The organism is Gaiella sp. (assembly GCF_035558935.1).
In the GTDB taxonomy this organism is placed as follows: domain Bacteria; phylum Actinomycetota; class Thermoleophilia; order Gaiellales; family Gaiellaceae; genus Gaiella.
In genome coordinates this window covers 1-17830 of record NZ_DATMBZ010000110.1, presented here as the reverse complement: position 1 = coordinate 17830, position 17830 = coordinate 1, and the positions used below count along the sequence as shown (strand labels likewise).

At 72.0% G+C, this 17830-nt stretch carries 22 protein-coding genes; 4 read left to right on the top strand and 18 right to left on the bottom strand.

Features of this window, described 5'->3' with window-relative positions; translation table 11 throughout:
* The 5 genes from VNM44_RS10480 to VNM44_RS10460 form a co-directional block, all read right to left on the bottom strand.
* Positions 1 to 92, bottom strand: a 92-nt coding sequence (locus VNM44_RS10480; RefSeq protein WP_325625820.1) for a GTPase, incomplete at its 3' end; no start/stop codon positions are given.
* Positions 93 to 554: 462 nt separating this feature from the next.
* A complete protein-coding gene (gene cdd / locus VNM44_RS10475; protein ID WP_325625819.1) occupies positions 555 to 932 on the bottom strand; it encodes a cytidine deaminase in 378 nt (125 codons plus the stop codon).
* Positions 929 to 1654 (bottom strand): diacylglycerol kinase, encoded by a 726-nt coding sequence (locus tag VNM44_RS10470; protein ID WP_325625818.1) that lies wholly within the window; start codon positions 1652 to 1654, stop codon positions 929 to 931. The genes cdd and VNM44_RS10470 overlap by 4 nt, the downstream gene beginning before the upstream one ends.
* Positions 1651 to 2028 (bottom strand): rRNA maturation RNase YbeY, encoded by a 378-nt coding sequence (ybeY, locus tag VNM44_RS10465; RefSeq protein ID WP_325625817.1) that lies wholly within the window; start codon positions 2026 to 2028, stop codon positions 1651 to 1653. Before ybeY ends, VNM44_RS10470 begins: the two co-directional genes overlap by 4 nt.
* A complete protein-coding gene (locus VNM44_RS10460; RefSeq protein ID WP_325625816.1) occupies positions 2028 to 2987 on the bottom strand; it encodes a PhoH family protein in 960 nt (319 codons plus the stop codon). The genes ybeY and VNM44_RS10460 overlap by 1 nt, the downstream gene beginning before the upstream one ends.
* Before the next feature lie 54 nt (positions 2988 to 3041).
* On the opposite strand from VNM44_RS10460, the gene VNM44_RS10455 reads away from it, so the two are divergent.
* Complete coding sequence (locus tag VNM44_RS10455; RefSeq protein WP_325625815.1) at positions 3042 to 3419, top strand: thiol-disulfide oxidoreductase DCC family protein; 378 nt, start codon at positions 3042 to 3044, stop codon at positions 3417 to 3419.
* Between the two features lie 3 nt (positions 3420 to 3422).
* Here VNM44_RS10455 and VNM44_RS10450 read toward each other — a convergent pair whose 3' ends face one another.
* Genes VNM44_RS10450 through VNM44_RS10435 form a run of 4 tightly spaced genes read right to left on the bottom strand, consistent with a single transcriptional unit; the run spans position 3423 to position 5989 of the window.
* A complete protein-coding gene (locus VNM44_RS10450) occupies positions 3423 to 4025 on the bottom strand; it encodes an NUDIX hydrolase N-terminal domain-containing protein (RefSeq protein ID WP_325625814.1) in 603 nt (200 codons plus the stop codon).
* An 8-nt stretch (positions 4026 to 4033) separates the two neighbouring features.
* The gene (locus VNM44_RS10445; protein WP_325625813.1) at positions 4034 to 4477 is read right to left on the bottom strand and encodes a GatB/YqeY domain-containing protein; all 444 of its coding nucleotides are present in this window, start codon (positions 4475 to 4477) and stop codon (positions 4034 to 4036) included.
* On the bottom strand, positions 4474 to 4806 hold the full coding sequence (locus VNM44_RS10440; protein ID WP_325625812.1) for an HIT domain-containing protein: 333 nt from the start codon (positions 4804 to 4806) through the stop codon (positions 4474 to 4476). Before VNM44_RS10440 ends, VNM44_RS10445 begins: the two co-directional genes overlap by 4 nt.
* The gene (locus tag VNM44_RS10435; protein WP_325625811.1) at positions 4796 to 5989 is read right to left on the bottom strand and encodes a MiaB/RimO family radical SAM methylthiotransferase; all 1194 of its coding nucleotides are present in this window, start codon (positions 5987 to 5989) and stop codon (positions 4796 to 4798) included. Before VNM44_RS10435 ends, VNM44_RS10440 begins: the two co-directional genes overlap by 11 nt.
* A gap of 67 nt (positions 5990 to 6056) precedes the next feature.
* Here VNM44_RS10435 and VNM44_RS10430 point away from each other — a divergent pair, with 67 nt between their 5' ends.
* Positions 6057 to 7232, top strand: a complete 1176-nt coding sequence (locus VNM44_RS10430; protein WP_325625810.1) for a M20/M25/M40 family metallo-hydrolase — start codon at positions 6057 to 6059, stop codon at positions 7230 to 7232.
* Entirely contained in the window at positions 7229 to 8416 is a 1188-nt protein-coding gene (locus VNM44_RS10425) for a LanC-like protein (RefSeq protein WP_325625809.1), read from the top strand. The genes VNM44_RS10430 and VNM44_RS10425 overlap by 4 nt, the downstream gene beginning before the upstream one ends.
* A 2-nt stretch (positions 8417 to 8418) precedes the next feature.
* Here the strand turns inward: VNM44_RS10425 and VNM44_RS10420 are convergent, their stop codons facing one another.
* Together VNM44_RS10420 and VNM44_RS10415 are read right to left on the bottom strand one after the other, a co-directional pair.
* Positions 8419 to 10137, bottom strand: coding sequence for an FAD-dependent oxidoreductase (locus VNM44_RS10420; RefSeq protein ID WP_325625808.1), 1719 nt, complete (start codon positions 10135 to 10137; stop codon positions 8419 to 8421).
* Complete coding sequence (locus tag VNM44_RS10415; protein ID WP_325625807.1) at positions 10134 to 10895, bottom strand: class I SAM-dependent methyltransferase; 762 nt, start codon at positions 10893 to 10895, stop codon at positions 10134 to 10136. The genes VNM44_RS10420 and VNM44_RS10415 overlap by 4 nt, the downstream gene beginning before the upstream one ends.
* A gap of 36 nt (positions 10896 to 10931) precedes the next feature.
* Between VNM44_RS10415 and VNM44_RS10410 the strand changes: the two genes are divergently transcribed.
* Positions 10932 to 11468 carry a GNAT family N-acetyltransferase gene (locus tag VNM44_RS10410; protein WP_325625806.1) on the top strand — a complete coding sequence of 179 codons (537 nt, stop codon included), beginning with the start codon at positions 10932 to 10934 and terminating at the stop codon, positions 11466 to 11468.
* A 14-nt stretch (positions 11469 to 11482) separates the two neighbouring features.
* On the opposite strand, the gene VNM44_RS10405 is transcribed toward VNM44_RS10410, so the two are convergent.
* The 7 genes from VNM44_RS10405 to lepA form a co-directional block, all read right to left on the bottom strand.
* A complete protein-coding gene (locus VNM44_RS10405) occupies positions 11483 to 12001 on the bottom strand; it encodes a hypothetical protein (protein WP_325625805.1) in 519 nt (172 codons plus the stop codon).
* A 55-nt stretch (positions 12002 to 12056) separates the two neighbouring features.
* Positions 12057 to 12818, bottom strand: coding sequence for a 50S ribosomal protein L11 methyltransferase (locus tag VNM44_RS10400; RefSeq protein ID WP_325625804.1), 762 nt, complete (start codon positions 12816 to 12818; stop codon positions 12057 to 12059).
* Complete coding sequence (locus VNM44_RS10395; protein ID WP_325625803.1) at positions 12815 to 13360, bottom strand: 2'-5' RNA ligase family protein; 546 nt, start codon at positions 13358 to 13360, stop codon at positions 12815 to 12817. Before VNM44_RS10395 ends, VNM44_RS10400 begins: the two co-directional genes overlap by 4 nt.
* On the bottom strand, positions 13357 to 14481 hold the full coding sequence (locus VNM44_RS10390) for a J domain-containing protein (RefSeq protein ID WP_325625802.1): 1125 nt from the start codon (positions 14479 to 14481) through the stop codon (positions 13357 to 13359). Before VNM44_RS10390 ends, VNM44_RS10395 begins: the two co-directional genes overlap by 4 nt.
* The gene (gene hrcA / locus VNM44_RS10385) at positions 14481 to 15506 is read right to left on the bottom strand and encodes a heat-inducible transcriptional repressor HrcA (RefSeq protein WP_325625801.1); all 1026 of its coding nucleotides are present in this window, start codon (positions 15504 to 15506) and stop codon (positions 14481 to 14483) included. The genes VNM44_RS10390 and hrcA overlap by 1 nt, the downstream gene beginning before the upstream one ends.
* 53 nt (positions 15507 to 15559) lie before the next feature.
* Complete coding sequence (gene hemW, locus VNM44_RS10380; RefSeq protein ID WP_325625800.1) at positions 15560 to 16672, bottom strand: radical SAM family heme chaperone HemW; 1113 nt, start codon at positions 16670 to 16672, stop codon at positions 15560 to 15562.
* Between the two features lie 19 nt (positions 16673 to 16691).
* Positions 16692 to 17830 (bottom strand): translation elongation factor 4 (gene lepA, locus VNM44_RS10375; RefSeq protein WP_325625799.1); only part of this gene is annotated, 1139 nt, incomplete at its 5' end.

The window sequence follows — 17830 nt, the reverse complement described above, 5'->3', positions numbered from 1 at the left end:
GTGATCGCGACCTTCGCTCCCGTGAGGGCGTTGACGAGAGTCGACTTGCCGACGTTCGGCCGGCCCGCGACGGCGACGAGCCCGCTCTTCATCTCATCCCGCCTGGATGCCGCCCAGGCGACGTTCGCACAGCGCCCTGTCGGAGCTCCGACCGAGAGGAAGCCTCGAGTGGTCGGAACAGCCTCTGCGCTGCGCTGCGGCGTCCTCTGTTGCCCGAGTAGCGCCGCTATTCGGGCGCCCTGCGGCGTGGCATGGCCGTCCCGCCGACGGAGGGTCATTCCGGATCGAGCTCTCGGCGCCGCACCCCACGGGACGCGTCGAGCGACTGGAACGCGGAGGCTTGCCCGTGCCGCTTCGCAGACCGCCGAGGCCCGGCGATGCGTCCAAGGCGGCCAACTGTCCCTTCCGGCCATGTCCGCTTCGGCCACAACTCTTGGGCCGCCGGCCTCCTCCCCACGCTTCGAGCGTATCGCCGAAACACGCGCGGATGGGAAACCGGAGCGCACCGACTCTGTGCCGATCGCTCCACAGGCGCGCGCCTGTAGGAGGCGCCGTCACGACGGAAGCTGCTCGGCCTCGAACTGCTCGGGGAGGAGCTCGTCCGTCGTCATCCGGACGACGCGCCCTCCGTTCCGGAAGAGCACGCGCTCGACCCCCATCTCGGCAAGCCACTGCCGGCAGCCTCCGCACGGCGACGCCGTGATCGCCGCGACGACGAAGTCGCCCGGCCGGTAGCCCTCGACGATTGCGCGCGAGAACGTCGCCCGCTCCGCGCAGACGCCGAGCGGATACGAGGCGTTCTCGACGTTGACGCCCTCGATCACGCGGCCGTCGCGGCAGAGGACGGCGCACCCCACGTCGAAGCGGGAGTACGGCGCGTACGCGCGCGTGGCGATCGCGTCGGCGGCGGCGAGGAGCTCGTCGTCCGTCATGCGGAGAACCCCTGGAAGATGACGAGCGTGACGAGCGCGCCGAGAACGCCGCCCGAGGCGACCTCGAGGGCCGAGTGCACGCCTGCCTCGATCCGGGTCTGGGCGACGAGGAGCGCCATGATCAGCGTCAGGGAGGATACGAGGAAGCGATGCTCGGTGTCCCCGAGCACGAGCGTGACGGCCATCCACGCCGCGAACGCCACGGCGGCGTGACCGGACGGCCACCCGCCCCGCAGCGGCGAGCCGCGGCCCGAGAAGGCCTTCAGCGCGATCACGAGCGCGATCGTGAGGACGAGCGCGATCAGCGTCAGCTCCGCCGGCGCCTCCGAGAGCTTGTCGAGCAGGCGCGAGCTCTCGTCGGCAACCTGGCCCGAGAAGACGAGGTACCCGACGGCGATGGCGTTGATCGAGGCAATCAGGACCGCGCCGGCTCCGATGTCCTTCGCGAGCTTCGCCATGGGGTCGAACGAGGTCGACGCGACGTCGACGGCGGCCTCGACCGCGGTGTTGAACATCTCCGCGATCAGCACGAACGCGATCGCGATCAGCAGCGCGATCAGCTCGAGGCGCGAGACGTCGAACGCGAGCGCTGTCACCAGCACCGCGACGGCGACGCCGAAGTGGATGCGCATGTTCCGCTGGGTGCGGAGCACATGGATGATCCCCTCGATCGCGAAGTTGAAGCTCTCGAAGATGGACGGACGGCGGCGTGGGGTGATCACGACAGGTGCGCGCGCTCGCGCTCCTCCATGGCCGGGCCGTGTTCGTGACCCAGGACGTGCAGGAGGCCGTGGACAAGCGGCCAGCGCCAGTCGTCGCCGGTCACCTGCGGGCACAGCACCACGTCCCCGAGCGCCCGCGGCTCGCCCTCCGGAAGCGGGTCGGTCCCGTCGAGCGGGAACGAGAGCACGTCCGTCGGCTCGTCGACGCCGAGGTGTTCCCGCTTCAGCGCCCGCATCTCGTCAGGTCCGACGAACGCGATCCCGAGCTCACCGTCCGTGACCCCCTCCGCCGCGAGCACCTCGCGCGCGAGGGCGACCGCCGCGGCCTCGTCGACCTCCGCCCCGCTCCTGTTCGAGGCCTCGACCTCGATCATCAGCGGTCGCGCGCAGAGCCGGTCTCCTCGGCGTGCCGCTTGTACGCCTCGACGATCCGCTGGACGAGCTTGTGCCGGACGACGTCCTCGTGCCCGAACTCGACGAAGCCGATCCCGTCGAGCGACCTGAGGATGTCGCGCACCTGGATCAGCCCCGACGCCTGCTCGCGCGGCAGGTCGACCTGCGTGACGTCGCCGGTGACGACCATCTTCGAGCCGAACCCGAGCCGGGTGAGGAACATCTGCATCTGTTCGGGCGTCGTGTTCTGGGCCTCGTCGAGGATCACGAACGAGTCGTTGAGGGTCCGGCCACGCATGAATGCGAGCGGCGCCACCTCGATCGTGCCCCGGTCGATGAACGCGTTCAGCCGGTCGGCGTCCATGGTGTCGTAGAGCGCGTCGAAGAGCGGCCTCATGTACGGGTCGACCTTGGCGAGGACGTCACCGGGGAGGAAACCGAGCCGCTCGCCGGCTTCGACGGCGGGTCGCGTCAGGATGATCCGCCCCACCTCGCGCTCGGAGAGCGCCTTCACCGCGAGCGCAATCGCGAGGTACGTCTTCCCGGTGCCCGCCGGCCCGATGCCGAACGTGACGGTCGAGCTGCGGATCGCGTCGACGTAGCGCTTCTGCGTCACCGTCTTCGGCGCGATCTTCTTGCCACGGTGACGCCAGACGACGTCCTCGAAGACGTCGCGGATGTCCTCGGACTGGTCGAGCGCCGCGACGACGGCGCCGACCGTGTCCGGGCCGATGGCGTGACCACCCTCCACGAGCTCGACGAGCTCGTCCAGCACCGCGCGCGCCTCGGCGACGCGCGCCTCCTCGCCCGACAGCGTGAGCCGGTTGCCGCGCAGCGAGATGGAGCAGCCGAGCCGCTCGCGCAGGCTGTCGAGCACGCCGTCGCCGACGCCGGCGAGCTCCGCCGCGACCTCGTTCGGGACCGTGAGGACGTCCTGCACGCGTCTCAGTGTAAGGAGAGGGTTTGTCGTCCCCCGGCTACGGTTGAGCTGCCAATGCGCGCTCGGGCGGCACTCGTGCTCTACGACGCCGACTGCGGGATCTGCGGCCGGCTCGCCGCCTGGCTTTCCGAGCGCGGGATTCACGTGTCGCCGATTCGCTCGGCGGCGGGCGACCACGAGCTCCGCGACCTCACCCGAACGCGGCGCGAGGCGACGGTGCACGTCGTGGACGACCGCGGGCGCCGACGCTCGGGATCCGACGCGCTGCCGCCGATCCTCCGTTCGCTGCCGCGGCTGGGCTGGGCTGCGCGGCTGGTCGAGGCCGCCCCTGCACCGTCACGCCTCGGCTACGCGATCGTCGCGCGAAACCGCCGGCGCCTCTCGCGGCTCGCCGGCCTTCGTCGCTGCAGGGCGACGCGGCGCCAGGTCTAGAGGCTAGTCCAGCGCCGCCGGCACGCTCGGGTCGCGGGCGACCTCGAGCGCGCGCTCGAGCTGCTCGGACGGTGTCTTCAGCGACAGCTCGGGAAGTACGTCGAGCCCGAAGTACGCGGCCGCCTCGGTCTCGACGCCGTCGGGCACCGGGGTCCCGCCGAGCGGCTCGCAGAGGACGTACAGCTTGTAGACGTGCGCCGGCCAGCGGAGACGGCCGCGGAAGTCCCGGTCGAACACGCCGAGCGGGCGCACAGCGCGCACCGTGAGCCCCGCCTCCTCCACGACCTCCTTCTCGACCGCCCGCGACGGGGTCTCGCCGACGTCGGCCCACCCGCCGGGGAGGCACCAGCCGGGGCTTCCCGGCTCGCGCACGAGCAGGAGCCGATCGGACTCGAGGACGACGCCGCGGACGTCGACCTTGGGCGTCCGGTAGCCGCTCTCCTCCGAGAAGCGGGCGAGCAATTCCTCCGGCTCCTCGCCGCCGGCGGCGGCCGCCATCTCGGCGGCGATCCGCTGCACCGCCTCGTAGCGCTCCCGGTCGTACGGCCCCTCCGCATAGGTGAGGCCCGTCTGGGCGAGCGCCTGGAGCGCCCGCGTCCAACGCACGAGATCGCTCAGGCGAGCTTCTCGCGGACGAGCTGGCTGACCACGGAGCCGTCTGCCCGGCCGGAGACCCGCGGCATGAGGTCCGCCATCACGCGGCCGAGGTCGCGGATCGAGGTCGCGCCGACCTCCGCGATCACGTCGTCGACGATCTCCTCCAGCTCCTCCTCGGAGAGCTCGTCGGGCATGAACTCCTCGATCACCCCGAGCTCGAACTCCTCGCGATCGGCCTGTTCCTCCCGGCCCGCGGCGTCGAACGCCTCCATCGCCTCGACGCGCTTCTTCCGTTCGCGTTGGAGCACCTGGAGCGACTCCTCCTCCGAGAGCGACCGTTGCAGGTCTTTCTCGGCGGCTCTGAGCGCGTTCAGAACGAGGGCGAGGGCATCACGGCGCGCGTCGTCGCGGGCGCGGCGTGCGTCCTTCAGCTCACCCTCGATTTCGGCGATCAGCGTCATTCGAACCCGGGCAGGCTAGCGCCCCCGAGGACGTGCCAGTGCAGGTGGAACACGGTCTGGCCGCCGCCGGGACCCACGTTGACGATCACGCGGTAGTCCTCCAGCCCCGCCTTTGCAGCGGTCTCGGCGACGAACTCGAGCATCCGTTTCGCCTCCTCGGGCCCGAATGCGGCGACGTCGCGGAACGTGTCGACGTGGCGCTCGGGGACGATCAGCAGATGCGTCGGCGCCTTGGGCGCGATGTCGCGGATCGCGACGAACCCGTCCGCGGTGTGGACGTGATCGCCCTCGCGGACGAGCCGGCAGAAGAGGCAGTCCTCAGGCGGCAACGGCGAGCACCCCCTCGTCCCCCACGCCGACGGCGCGCGCCGTGACGAACGAGCCGACGTCGGCGGCCACGAGCCACGGCGTGTAGTCGTCGGCGTACCCCCGCCCGGGGCGATCGACGAGCACGCGGTCGGACGAGCCGACGCGGCCGGCCCACCGCCGCCGACAGAGCTCGTCCGAGAGGGCGCGGAGCCTCGCGCCGCGCTCGTGCTTCACCTCGGGCCGAACGGTGTCCGCGTCCGCGGTCCGCGTCCCGGGCCGCGGCGAGTAGGGAAAGACGTGCACCTTCGTCATCCCCAGGCGCTCGACGAGAACGAGCGTCCGCTCGAAGGCGGCGTCGTCCTCAGCCGGGAAGCCCACGATGACGTCGGTCGTGAGATTGAGGCCCGCGAGCGGCGCCAGCCGCCGCTCGAACTGGTCAGCCGTGTAGCGGCGGCCCATCGCGCGTAGCACGTCGTCGTCGCCCGACTGCAGCGGCACGTGGAGGTGAGGCGAGACGGACGGCGTCTCCAGGACGGCCGCGACGAGGTCGGCGTCGACGTGGTTGACCTCGATCGAGGACAGCCGCAGCCGCTCGAGCCCCGGCGTCGCGCCCGCCTCTCGGACGAGCCGGGCGAGCGTGTACCCCGCTGCGCGGTCGCGGAAGCAGCCCAGGTTGACACCCGTGAGGACGATCTCGCGGTGACCCTGCGCCACGCGCCGGCGAACGTCGGTGAGGACGGCGTCTGCCGTGCGGCTGCGTGTCGCGCCGCGCACGAACGGGATCACGCAGAACGCGCACGAGAACGAGCATCCGTCCTGGATCTTCACGAAGGCGCGGACGCGATCGAGGCGGTGGTCGGCGTTCACACAGCCGATCGCACCGACGTCGTTCGCGACGAACGCCGCAGCCTCGTCGCCCGTGCGGCCGGTGACGACGACGTTGGGCGCCGAGCCGCCGAACGCCCCCTCGAGGCTGGAGGCGCAGCCGGTCACATAGACCGAGCGTGCCGAGCGCGCGGCCCTCGCGGCTGCCTGTCGAGACTTGGAAACGGCCTCGTGCGTGACGCAGCACGTGTTGACCACCTGGAAGTCGCCGCCCTCCGCGACCTCGGTGTGTCCGTCCGCCAGCAGCCGCTCCCGGATCGCCTGGGCGTCGGCGAACGAGACCTTGCAGCCGAGGAAGCGCGTCGAGAAGGTCGCCATGCGAGTCCAAGAGCTTAGACGCACGGTCCTCCGGAACAGACGGGGACGTCTACCGTTCGCCCTCGCCGTGGTCGACCACGCTGCCGACATCCAGGCCTGGCTCGAGCCGCGAGCGGACGAGATGGCCGCGCTCGTCGAGCACCTGGTGGCGATCGACACCGAGAACCCTCCGGGTCGCGGGCTCGGAACCTGCGGGCGCCTCCTGAGCGACGTCATGGAGCAGCTCCACCTCGCACCGGAGCTCACCCTGCTCGAGCCGTCAGACGGGCTCGAGGAGCCGTGCGTCGTCCGCGGCAGCGCCGGGGAAGGGCCGGAGACGCTGTACTTCCACGGCCACTTCGACGTCGTCCCCGCGCAGGATCCCGCACAGTTCCGTGCGGCCCGCGGCGACGGGAGGATCGTCGGGCGAGGGACGGCCGACATGAAGGGCGGGCTCGTGAGCATGCTGTTCGGCGCTGCTGCGGCGTCAGCGCTCGGGCTGCTTCACCGCGGAAAGGTCGTCCTCCACCTCGTCTGCGACGAGGAGACGGGTAGCGCCGCGGGCTCGGGCCACCTGCGCCGGGCGGGCGTGATCGACGCCGACGCGGTCGCGATGGTCACCGCCGAGCCGACGGGAGGTGTCGTCTGGCACGCGAGCCGCGGGGCGCTCACCCTCCGCGTCGAGGTCCGGGGGCGAGAGGCGCACGTCGGACAGGCGCATCTCGGCGTGAATGCGTTCGAGGGGATGCTGCGGGTGGCCGAACCGCTCGCGCGGCTCTCCGATTCCCTCCGCGAGCAAGGAGGCTCGACGCTCGTGGTCGGCGGTGCCGCGGGGTCGGGCGCCGGCTTCAACGTCGTGCCGGGCTCGGCCTGGTTCTCGGTCGACCGTCGTTTCGATCCCGACGAGGAGCTCGAGACCGAGCTCGCGAGGCTGACGGACAGGATCGACCGAGCCGCCGCCGACGTCGGCGCCGACGTGACCGTCGACCTCCTCCAGCGGCAGCCTGCGGCGAGCACGGACCCCTCCCACTCTGCCGCGCAGGCGCTCGCACGGTGCGTCGCCGCGGTGGAGGGCGAGCCGCCCCGGTTCGAGCTGTGTCCGGGCGTGCTCGAGACGCGCTGGTACGCGCAGCTCGGCATCCCGGCCTTTGCCTACGGTCCCGGCCTCCTCGAGGTCTCCCACGGCCCGAGCGAATACGTCGACGAGGAGGCGATTCGCCGCTGCGCGGCGGTCTACGCGCTCTTCGCGGCAGAGCTTCTGTGACGACGCTCTTCGACCCGGAGGCGCACGAGCCGCTCGGAGGCACGGCGTGGGACCCGGAGCGGGCGCGCTCCGCGATCCGCGCGATCGTCTCGGAGACCGAGCGCGCATTCGACCCCGACGAGCTGTGGCCGCCGCATCCGCTCGACGACGAGGACGGCTCTCCGCTGCGACGAACCGCGTCGCTCTACCTCGGCGCGGCGGGCGTCGTCTGGGCACTCGAGGCGTTGCGGCGCTCCGGTGCGGTCGAGCTGGAACGGGACTGGCGGGATGTCGCGCCGAGCCTTGCCGATCGCTACCGCTCCGAGCCCGACTTCCCCGACGTCGGCGTCGTCCCGTCGCTCTGGATGGGCGAGGCGGGGATCCTGCTCGTCGCGCACACGCTCGCCCCCGCCGCCTGGCAGGAGGACGAGCTTCTCGCGGCGGTCAGGTCGAACGCCGCGAACCCGACGCGTGAGTTCATGTGGGGCTCACCGGGCACGATGCTCGCCGCCCAGGTGATGCACGAGCGCACCGGCGCGCCGAGCTGGCGCACCGCCTGGGAGCAGTCTGCGGAGGCCCTCTGGGCCGCGTGGCAGGACGACCTCTGGGAACAGGACCTCTACGGCCACCGCGCGCACATTTTCGGCCCGGCGCACGGCTTCGCCGGGAACGTCTACGTCCTCGCCCGCGGCGACCTGCTCGACGCGACGCGGCGGGAGGAGCTCGAGCGCCGCGCGGTGGCGACTCTGTCCGCGCACGCGCTGCGCGACGGGGGGCTCGCGCAGTGGCCACCCTCCGTCGAGCCGAGCTCGGTGCCTCGCCGTACCCAGTGGTGTCACGGCGCGCCCGGGATCGTCGCGTCGCTCGCGTCGCTCGCCCCGGACGACGACGAGCTCACCGAGCTCCTGGTGGCGGGCGGCGAATTGACCTGGCGGGCGGGCCCACTGCGCAAGGGCGCGAACCTTTGCCACGGCACCGCCGGGAACGGCTACTCCTTCCTGAAGCTCCTCGAGCGGACCGGAGACGAGCTCTGGCTCCACCGCGCGCGTGCCTTTGCGATGCACGCGACCGGCCAGGTCGAGCACGCTCGGGTGGAGCACGGCCGCGGGCGCCACACGCTCTGGACGGGCGACCTGGGGACCGCGCTCTACCTCGCGAGCTGCATCGACGCGACCGCGGCGTTCCCGACGCTCGACGTGTTCTAGATCTAGACGGGCTCCGTGTCGCGCAGGTACTGGTGCACGAACGCGATCGCCATGCTGCCCTCCCCCACCGCGGCCGCAACGCGCTTCACCGGCGCGAAGCGCACGTCACCGCAGGCGAAGACGCCGGGGACGCTCGTCTCGAGCAGGTACGGGTCCCGCGCGAGCGGCCAGCGTTGCGCCTCCTGGACGTCGTGCCCGGTGAGCACGTAGCCCTTCGGATCGCGCGCGATCTCCGGGGGGAGCCACTCCGTCTGTGCGTCGGCCCCGATGAAGATGAAGAGCCCGCCCGACTCGAGCCGCGCCGTCTCTCCCGCGTCGTCGCGCACGTCGATGGCCTCGAGCGACGCGTCGCCGTGTGCCGCCACGACCTCTGTCCGCGGCAGGAGGCGGATGTTGGGCAGAGCCTCGATCTGGTCGACGAGGTAGCGCGACATCGACGCCCCGAGACCGTCACCTCGCACGAGCATCGTCACGCTCCGGGCATGCCTCGAGAAGAAGACCGCCGCCTGCCCCGCCGAATTGCCCGCACCGACGACATGGACGTCCAGGCCGTGTGTGTTCCTCGCCTCGTTGCGTGCCGCGCCGTAGAAGACTCCCTTGCCGGCGAGCCGGTCGAAGCCTTCGATCGCAAGGCGGCGCCAGGCGACCCCGCACGCGAGGACGATCGTCCGCGCGCGGATCACGTCGCCCGCCTCGAGGTGGACCGAGCGGGTCGCGGAGTCGATCGCCGTGATCGTGCGGGTGACGAGTATCTCGGCGCCCAGCCGTCGTGCCTGGCGGAGCGCCTTGCCGGCCAGGTCGTCGCCCGAGACGCCGTCCGGGAAGCCGAGGTAGTTCTCGATCCGAGACGACGTCCCGGCCTGCCCGCCCGGCGCCTCACGCTCGATCACGAGCACACGGAGACCCTCGGAGGCGCCGTACACGGCGGCGGCGAGCCCTGCAGGGCCGGCTCCCACGACGACGACGTCGTACTCCTCCGCCTCTGCCTCCGTCGCGAGCCCGAGCCCTTCGGCGACCCGACGGAGCTGGGGGCGCAGGACGTCGGCATCCTCGAGCTCGAGCAGTCCGGCGACCTGGCGGAGCAGCGGCCGGACGACCGTGCCGCCGTCGAGCATCTTCACCGCCGGGAGCTCGTCGGCGCCGGGCAGCGGGCCGCCCCAGACGGCCTCCGCGTCCGGCGCGTCCGCGACGAGCCACTCGAACGTGACGAGGTTGCGGTCGAGGAAGCGCCGCAGGTCGGCGCAGGACGAGTCGTAGCGGTGGCCGACGACGATCGCACGCGGCGGCGACGGGGCGGCGGCGAGGCCCTGGAGCCCGCGGGCGCCGCTCATCCGCTCGCCGGCGAGCTTCCCCACCTCCTCGGCGAGCCCCGGCACGACCGCGGCCAGCGCGTGGTAGTCGTGCGGCTCGATCCGCAGCACGCGCGAAGGCTCCGCCGCCCGGAACCCCACCGGGAAGACCGTTCCGAGCGTGATCGGCACCTCCCCGAAGACGTCCCCCAGCTCACGCCGCCCGACGATCTCGTCGACGCCGTCGGAGAACCGAACCGCCTCGATCCGCCCCTCGAGCAGGCCGAACAGCGCCCGCTCCGACCCCTGATGCGCGGCGAACTCGCCGGCGAGGAGGCTGATGTCGGCCGACGCGCGCGCGAGCCGCTCACGCTGATCGGCGTCGAGGCCTGCGAAGATCGCGATGCCGGCGACATCCTCGGGCGTGATCACCGTCGGCGCCCTCGCGCCGCCCACGCACCCGCGATGACGACGAACGGGGGATCGTCGAGCCGTGCCCGGCACGCCTCGCGCAGCGCCTCGCGGCGTCGCGGATCCAGCCCCGAGGTGTAGCCGCCGGCTGGGCCGACCCCGAGCTCGAACGGCTCCCACCACTCCTCGAACGTCGGGTGCTCGACCGTGACCGAGAGGAGCGTCTCCTCGACGTCGTGGAGCCCCGCCTCCGTGAACAGCCTGCTCAGGTCGCCCTCGCGCGCGCCGGGGAGATGCGACTCGTCCCCGGCGTCCGGGTCGACTGCGTGCACGGCATCCCAGAACGTTGCGAGCGGCCCTCGCCCGCCCGCGTGGTCCCAGACGCAGGCCGCGACGAAGCCGTCCGCGCGCGTCACGCGACCCATCTCGGCGATGCCGGCCACGGGATCCGTCATGAAATGGACGACGAGCTGCGCCAGGGCCGCGTCGAAGTCGCCGTCGGAGAAGGGCAGGTTCTCCGCCGACGCGCGCTCCACCCGAACCTCAGGATTGCGCTCCCGAGCGGCCTCCACGAAGGGCTCGGACGGATCGACCGCGGTGACCGCGGACGGCTCGAGCAGCCGCACGAGCTCCGTCGTCAGGGCACCCGGCCCGCAGCCGACGTCGAGCACGCGCTGACCGGGCTCCACGCCGGCGAACCGCGCGAACCCCGGCGCGAGGCGGCCCGAGTAGCGTCCCATGAAGCGGTCGTACGCCTCGGCCGGAACGGAGAAGCTCACGGCGCCAATCTACTTCCAGGACGTAAGTTCCACGGCATGACGGCTGACGGCGCGGGCGGAATCGACGTTCGCCGCCTCGATGCGACCGAGGTGCGCCAGCGGCTCGACGGGCTCGCGGCCGTGCTCGCCGACTGCGTCGCGGGTGGCGCGTCCGTCAGCTACATGGCGCCGTTCTCGCACGAGCAGGCACGCGAGGCGTTCGCGGCCTGGGCCGAGGACGTCGAGCGAGACGGGCGCCTGCTCCTCGCTGCGTTCCTCGGCGACACGATCGTCGGGACCGTCCAGGTCGTGTTCGCGACGCCGCCGAACCAGCCGCACCGCGGAGACGTCGCGAAGCTCCTCGTGCATCGCGCGGCCAGGCGGCGCGGCGTCGCCGAGCTCCTGATGGACCACGCCGAGGCGGAGGCGCGGGCGGAGGGAAGGACACTGCTCGTGCTGGACACGGTGACGGGCGACGATGCCGAGCGTCTCTATGCGCGCCTCGGGTGGACGCGCGTCGGCGTGATCCCGAACTACGCGCTCTACCCCGACGGCCGCCCGTGCGACACGACCGTGTTCTGGAAGGCCGTGTAGCACCTCGCGACCGGTCAGGGCTGGTACTGGTGCTCGATCGCGCAGACGGTGTCCACATGGATTCGGATCCACACGCCCGTGTCGAGCGGCTCGAACAGCTGGACCGGCTTCTCGCCCCTGACGAGCTCTGCCAGTTGAGCAACGGTGATGGGCGTTGCGCCGAAGCGCCCGGGATCGCCGTGCCGGGTGAGGACCGTGACACGAGCGTGCGGCGCGACGATGTAGGTCAGCAGCCGATGGCCCTCGTCGATCCGGTAGTTGTCGTTCGGGACCGGCTCGCCCGGCCCGACGACACCGTCCTCTGCCGCCGCGGTGTTCGCAGTGAGGCCGCTCGTGAACCACGCAGGGTCGAAGTGCAGCAGCCAGCGGCCCGAGTCGCGCTCGAGCGACGCGATGTGACCGAACGTCCGGTCTCCGCACGGCCTGACGATCACAGTGCGGGTCGCACGCTCGTCCGTGAAGTAGAGGACGGCGAACGTCGCAGCCGCCGCGATGGCCACGAGTGCGACGACGGCGACCGCGATCGTTCTCATCGCATGCGCCCCGGCACGGCCTGATGGTGACAGAGAACCCGGCGCGCGCGGCCGATCACGGCCTGCGAAACCGGTCGGCCGCCCAGCCGTCCAACTCCAGCGTCTCGACGTGGGACCAGCCCGGATGGGCCGGACGCTCGCCGGCGAGGTACCCCGAGGTGATCGCCTCGACGCTGTCCAACCGCGCGAGGATCCGCTCGACCGGCCCGAGGAGCACGTTCGCGACGGCGACCCTGGCCGCGGGCAGCGTCTCGGCGAGGGCATCGACCACCATCGCCCGGACGCTGACGCCGTTCGCCTCGGCGTTGGTACGAGTCGTCTCCGCGGCCACGGGGTCGACGTCGACCGCGAGCACCGGCTCGAAGCCGAGCCGCACGGCTGCGATCGCGAGCACGCCCGAGCCGCAGCCGACGTCGAGGAGCGAGCCACGGCGGGTCGTCCTGGCCAGGAGATCGACGCAGAGGCGCGTCGTCGGGTGCGCGCCCGTGCCGAACGCCCTGCCGGGGTCGATCACGACGGTGCGGGATGGATCGGGCGGTCGCTCCCACGGCGGCCCGAGCCAGAGACCCTGCACCACGACGGGGCGGTGGAACGTGCGCCACGCGTCCTCCCACCCGTCTTCCACGGCCTCCGCCGTTGCACCCGGGAACGCCGCGAGGATCGCCTCGACCTCCCGTTCGGGCACGTAGGCGGCGAGCTCGACCACCCCGCCGTCGTCCCGTTCCTCGAATCCGTCGGGGACGAGCTCGAGCAGGCGCGCACGAAGTGGCTCCGCCGCGTCCCCGGCAGTGCGCACCGTGACCCTCCTGAGGCTCATCCGGAGCCCCCGAGCGGGAACGTGGCGCGTGTTGCCCAGGCCCCATCGAGACGCTCCGCGAGGAGAGTGACCTCCCCGGCACGGCAGCGGATCGGAAGCTGCGGACCGAGCCCCGCCCGGAGCTGGCGAACCATCTCCTCGACGAGGCCGGGATCGTCGTCGGTGCCGACCGTGCAGTGCGGGACCGGCGCGAGCCCGGGATCCCCGTACGGCGGGTAGGCCGGGAACGCCGCGCTGGTGGTCGCGATGAGGTCGAGGAACGGCTGCGCCGGCATTGGCGCGAGCCACGCCGCCTGCGGGAACGCCTCGACCGAGACGAGGTCGTACGTGAACGAGGGGAGCGGAGCGTAGAGGCGGCCGAGCTCGTGGAGGAGCTCGTCCCGCACCTGCGGCTGCGCGACGAACGGGAAGAGAACGGTCAGGTGCGGCGGGATGCGGCGCTCGACCGAGTGGCGGTGGTAGCGGAGGCGCCATTCGGCGACGACCGGCTCGGCCTCGGTTGCCACCACGACGAGCGCCGACCGCCGGTCGGCGACGCTCAACGGAAGGCGCTCTTCAGCCGCCCGAGGAATCCGTCGTCGTCGTCGCGGTACGCGTTCGCGCCCAGCTGGTTCTCCAGCCGCAGCAGCTCGGCGCGCTGGTCGGCGCTCAGGTGCGTCGGGATTCGCACGTCCACGTGGACGCGCAGACTGCCCCGCCTCCCGGTCTCGAGCGACGGCATACCGCGTCCCGACACGGTGTGCACCGTCCCCGGCTGCGTCCCGGGGGCGAGCTCCACCTCGAGCGGACCGTCCGTCGTCGGCACGTTGACCGTCGCCCCGAGCGCGGCCTCCGTCATCGTCAGCGACGCGCGGACGTGCAGATCGTCGCCGTCCCGCTCCACTCCTTCGAGCGGACGGACGCGCACGGTCACGTAGACGTCGCCGGGCGGACCGCCCAGGGTGCCCGCGTGCCCGGCGCCGCGGACGCGAATCCGTTGGCCGTCGTGGATTCCGGCGGGGACATCGAGCTCGAGTGGGACATCCTCGAGGATGCGGCCGTCTCCCTCGCACCGTTCGCATGGCGTCTCGACGATCCGGCCACTGCCGTCGCACCGGGGGCACGCCCCCGACCTGACGATCTGGCCGAGGACGGTGCGCGAGACCTGCTGCACGACCCCCGAGCCGCCGCACCCCGGACAGGAAATCGGCGACGTCCCGGGCGCAGCGCCCGAGCCGTCGCAGGCCTCGCAGCTCCTCGCAACGCGGACGCCCACATCGAGGGAGATCCCGCGCGCCGCGTCGGCGAGGTCGATCTCGACCTGCGCCGCGACGTCCGGGCCGCGCGTCGGCCGCGGCCCCGTGCGCGGTCCCTGCCCGAAGAGCGTCTCGCCGAAGAACGCCGCGAAGACGTCCGAGAGGCTGCCGAAGTCGGCGTCCATCGGGCCGAAGCCGCCGCGGACGCCCGCGTGACCGAAGCGGTCGTAGGCGCGCCGGCGCTCGGGGTCGGACAGCACCTCGTATGCCTCGGCGACGGCGCGGAAGCGTCGATCCGCGTCGGGCTCGCCGCTCACGTCGGGATGCAGCTCGCGAGCGAGGCGGCGGAACGCTCGCTTGATCTCGGCGTGGCTCGCGTCGCGCGCGACCCCGAGGAGCTCGTAGTAGTCAGACTCGGTCGTCGCCATCACGGCGTCCCGTACACGTCCTCGGCGAGCCGCGACAGCTCGTAGGCGGCGGCGCGAACCGAGCGGATCGCCTTCTCGTAGTCCATGCGCAGCGGGCCGAGCAGGCCGACGGCTCCGAGCGAGCGGTTGGGCAGACCGTAGGTCGCGCCGACGTACGACGCGCCCTCGAGCTCCTCGCCCTCGAGCTCCGGCCCGACTCTCACCACGGGGCGCTTCGGGTCGAGCGCCTCCTGGAGAAGGCCGAGCACCGCTGCACGGCGCTCGAGCACCTCGAGCAGCCGCTGGCACGCCTCGAGGTCGGCGCCGGTCGCATCGCCGAGCAGGCCGGCCGCGCCGCCGACGTACAACTCGGTCGCGCTGGCCACGACGTCCGCGAACACCGGCCGCAGGGTCTCGAGGAACGTCCGCTCCCTGAGCGAGAGCCCGGGATCCTCGAACGCTCGGCGGACGACGCTCCCACTCGCGCGCTTGCCGACGATCGTCTCGTCGAGGTACGCGCGCGCCCAGTCGACGAGCCCCGAGTCGACGTCGGCCTCGAGCTCGAAGACGCGCTTGGAGACGGCGCCCGATGCCGTGATGACCACGACGATGACGACCTTCGGCTGGAGCTGCAGGACCTCGACGTGCCGGACGGCGGCTGCCTCGAGCGCGGGCGCCGAGACGAGAGCGAGCAGATGCGTCGTCTCGGAGAGGGCGTCGGTCGTGCGGCGCAACGCCTCCTCGAGCTCGTTGCGCATCGCGGTCAGGTCGAGCGGGAATGGCGCCGGCCGGCCGTCGATCGCACCCACGAGCTTCTCGGTGTACACGCGGAAGCCGCTCTGCGTGGGGACGCGCCCGGCAGAGGTGTGAGGATGCGTCAGGAGCCCGATCGCCTCGAGCTCGAAGAGCTCGCTGCGCACGGTCGACGACGACACGTCGAGTCCCGGGCGCTCGACGAGCACCTTCGAGCCGACGGGCTGTCCGGTCGCCACGTACTCCTCGACCACCCGCCGCAGGACCTCGAGCTTCCGCGGGGTGAGCTCCACGGATCGATGGTAGCCGCGAGGCCGGGCGATCCCAGGCCACGTAAGGGATGCCGCTAGGCCAGCAGCTCCGCGGTCACCGCACCCCCCAGGAGGCGTCCGCGCGGGCTGAGCAGCACGGACCCGTTCCGCCGCTCGACCAGCCCGCGATCGACCAGCCGGTCGAGCGCATCGCGATCGACGACGCCCGCGACACCGCTCTCGTCGATCGCGAACGGCTCGTCGAGCCGGAGCCCGAGCATCAGCAGCTCGACCGCGCGGGTGCCTTCGTCGAGGAGCTCGACCTCGCGGGGTGGGTCCTTGCCGGCCGCGAGCGCCGTCACGTAGCGCCCGACGGAGGGTGCGTTCCGCCGCCGCTCGCTCCCGAGCGTCGACACCGCCCCGACGCCGATGCCGAGGTAATCGGCGCCGCGCCAGATCGCCAGGTTGTGTTGCGCGCGGAGCTCGCGCTCTCCCTCCGCCTTTCGACAGAAGTTGGCCGTCTCGTACCAGCGGTAGCCGGCGCCGGTCAGCGTCTCCACGACCTGCTCGGCGTAGCCCTCCATCGCCTCCGCCTGGCGGGCGAGCTCGGCGCCGTGTGCATGTGTGAACCGCGTCCCCGGCTTCGCCTCGAGCTCGTAGCAGGAAAGGTGCTCGGGCTCGAGCGCAAGGGCGCTCGCGAGATCCGCTTCGAGGTCGGCGGCGCTCTGGCCCGGGATCCCGTAGACGAGATCGAGTGAGATGTTGTCGAAACCGGCATCACGGAGAGTATGAACCGCGCGCCGGACGTCGTCTGGGCCGGCAACGCGCTCGAGCACCTCGAGCAGCCTCTCGTCGAACGACTGCGCGCCGACGGAGACGCGTGTCACGCCGACCTCGCGCAGCACCGCAGCGAGCGCCGGCGTCACGGTCTCGGGATTCGCCTCGACGGTCAGCTCGTCGGCGTCCGGGAGCGCGGCGAGCACGCGCCGGAGCGCCGCGGGCTCCGTGAACGTCGGCGTCCCCCCGCCCACGAACACGGTCTCGACGTCGGGCGCGAGGCGCCGGCGCTCTCGCTCGAGCTCCCCCACGATCGCCTCCGCGTACGCCCCGTGCTCCCCGACGCGGCCCACTGCGGTCACGAAGTCGCAGTAGCCGCAGCGGTGGGCGCAGAACGGCAGGTGGACGTAGAGGTGCCGGACGCCGCTCATGGTCAGACGAGCGTGCGGCTCACCGCTTCTTCTCGCCGTCGAGGTTGAGGACGGCGAGGAACGCCTCCTGCGGCACCTCGACGCCGCCGACCTGCTTCATCCGCTTCTTGCCCTTCTTCTGCTTCTCGAGCAGCTTTCGCTTGCGGGTGATGTCGCCGCCGTAGCACTTCGCGAGCACGTCCTTGCGCTTCGCCTTGACCGTCTCGCGCGCGATGACGCGCGAGCCGATCGCTGCCTGGATGGGCACGTCGAACATCTGTCGCGGGATCTCCTCGCGCAGCCGCTCGACGAGCAGCTTGCCGCGCTCGTACGCGGCGTCACGGTGGGCGATCAGCGACAGCGCGTCGACCTGCTCGCCGCCGACGAGGACGTCGACCCGGGCGAGCTCGCCGTCACGGAAGCCTGCAACGTCGTAGTCGAAGCTCGCATACCCCCGCGTCCTGGACTTCAACTGGTCGTAGAAGTCGTAGACGATCTCCCCGAGCGGCAGCTCGTACGTGAGCAGGACGCGCGTCTCGGAGAGATACTCCATGTGGTCGAAACGACCGCGTCGCTCGGTGCAGAGCTCCATCACCGCGCCGACGTAGTCCTTCGGCACGATGACCTGCGCGCGAACGTACGGCTCCTGTACCTCCTCGGGGTCGCGCGGCATGTCCGCCGGGTTGTGGACCTCGACCCACTCGCCGTTCTTCTCCTTGACCTGATAGGCGACGTTCGGCGCGGTCACGAGCAGGTCGAGGTCGAACTCCCGCTCGAGCCGCTCACGAACGATCTCCATGTGGAGAAGACCCAGGAACCCGCAGCGGAAGCCGAACCCGAGCGCCTGTGACGTCTCCGGCTCGTAGAACAGCGCGGCGTCGTTGAGCTTGAGCCTCTCGAGGGCGTCGCGAAGCTCGGGGTAGTCGTCCGAGTCGGTCGGGAAGAGCCCGGCGAAGACCATTGGCTTGACGTCCTTGTAGCCGGGCAGCGGTGACGCCGCCCCGGCGCGGCGCGTCGTCAGCGTGTCGCCGACGCGCAGGCGCGAGACGTCCTTGAGCCCGGTCACGACGTAGCCGACCTCGCCCGCCTCGAGAGCCTCTACCGGAACCCGCTGCGGTGCCATGAAGCCGAGCTCCTCGGCGTCGAAGTCGGTGCCCATCGCCATCGCCCGCAGGCCCG

Coding starts and splice junctions, on each gene's coding strand:
- cdd (WP_325625819.1), bottom strand. CDS start 932: ATGACGGACGACGAGCTCCTCGCCGCCGCCGACGCGATCGCCACGCGC.
- ybeY (WP_325625817.1), bottom strand. CDS start 2,028: ATGATCGAGGTCGAGGCCTCGAACAGGAGCGGGGCGGAGGTCGACGAG.
- VNM44_RS10455 (WP_325625815.1), top strand. CDS start 3,042: ATGCGCGCTCGGGCGGCACTCGTGCTCTACGACGCCGACTGCGGGATC.
- VNM44_RS10445 (WP_325625813.1), bottom strand. CDS start 4,477: ATGACGCTGATCGCCGAAATCGAGGGTGAGCTGAAGGACGCACGCCGC.
- VNM44_RS10435 (WP_325625811.1), bottom strand. CDS start 5,989: ATGGCGACCTTCTCGACGCGCTTCCTCGGCTGCAAGGTCTCGTTCGCC.
- VNM44_RS10410 (WP_325625806.1), top strand. CDS start 10,932: ATGACGGCTGACGGCGCGGGCGGAATCGACGTTCGCCGCCTCGATGCG.
- VNM44_RS10405 (WP_325625805.1), bottom strand. CDS start 12,001: ATGAGAACGATCGCGGTCGCCGTCGTCGCACTCGTGGCCATCGCGGCG.
- VNM44_RS10400 (WP_325625804.1), bottom strand. CDS start 12,818: ATGAGCCTCAGGAGGGTCACGGTGCGCACTGCCGGGGACGCGGCGGAG.
- VNM44_RS10390 (WP_325625802.1), bottom strand. CDS start 14,481: ATGGCGACGACCGAGTCTGACTACTACGAGCTCCTCGGGGTCGCGCGC.
- hemW (WP_325625800.1), bottom strand. CDS start 16,672: ATGAGCGGCGTCCGGCACCTCTACGTCCACCTGCCGTTCTGCGCCCAC.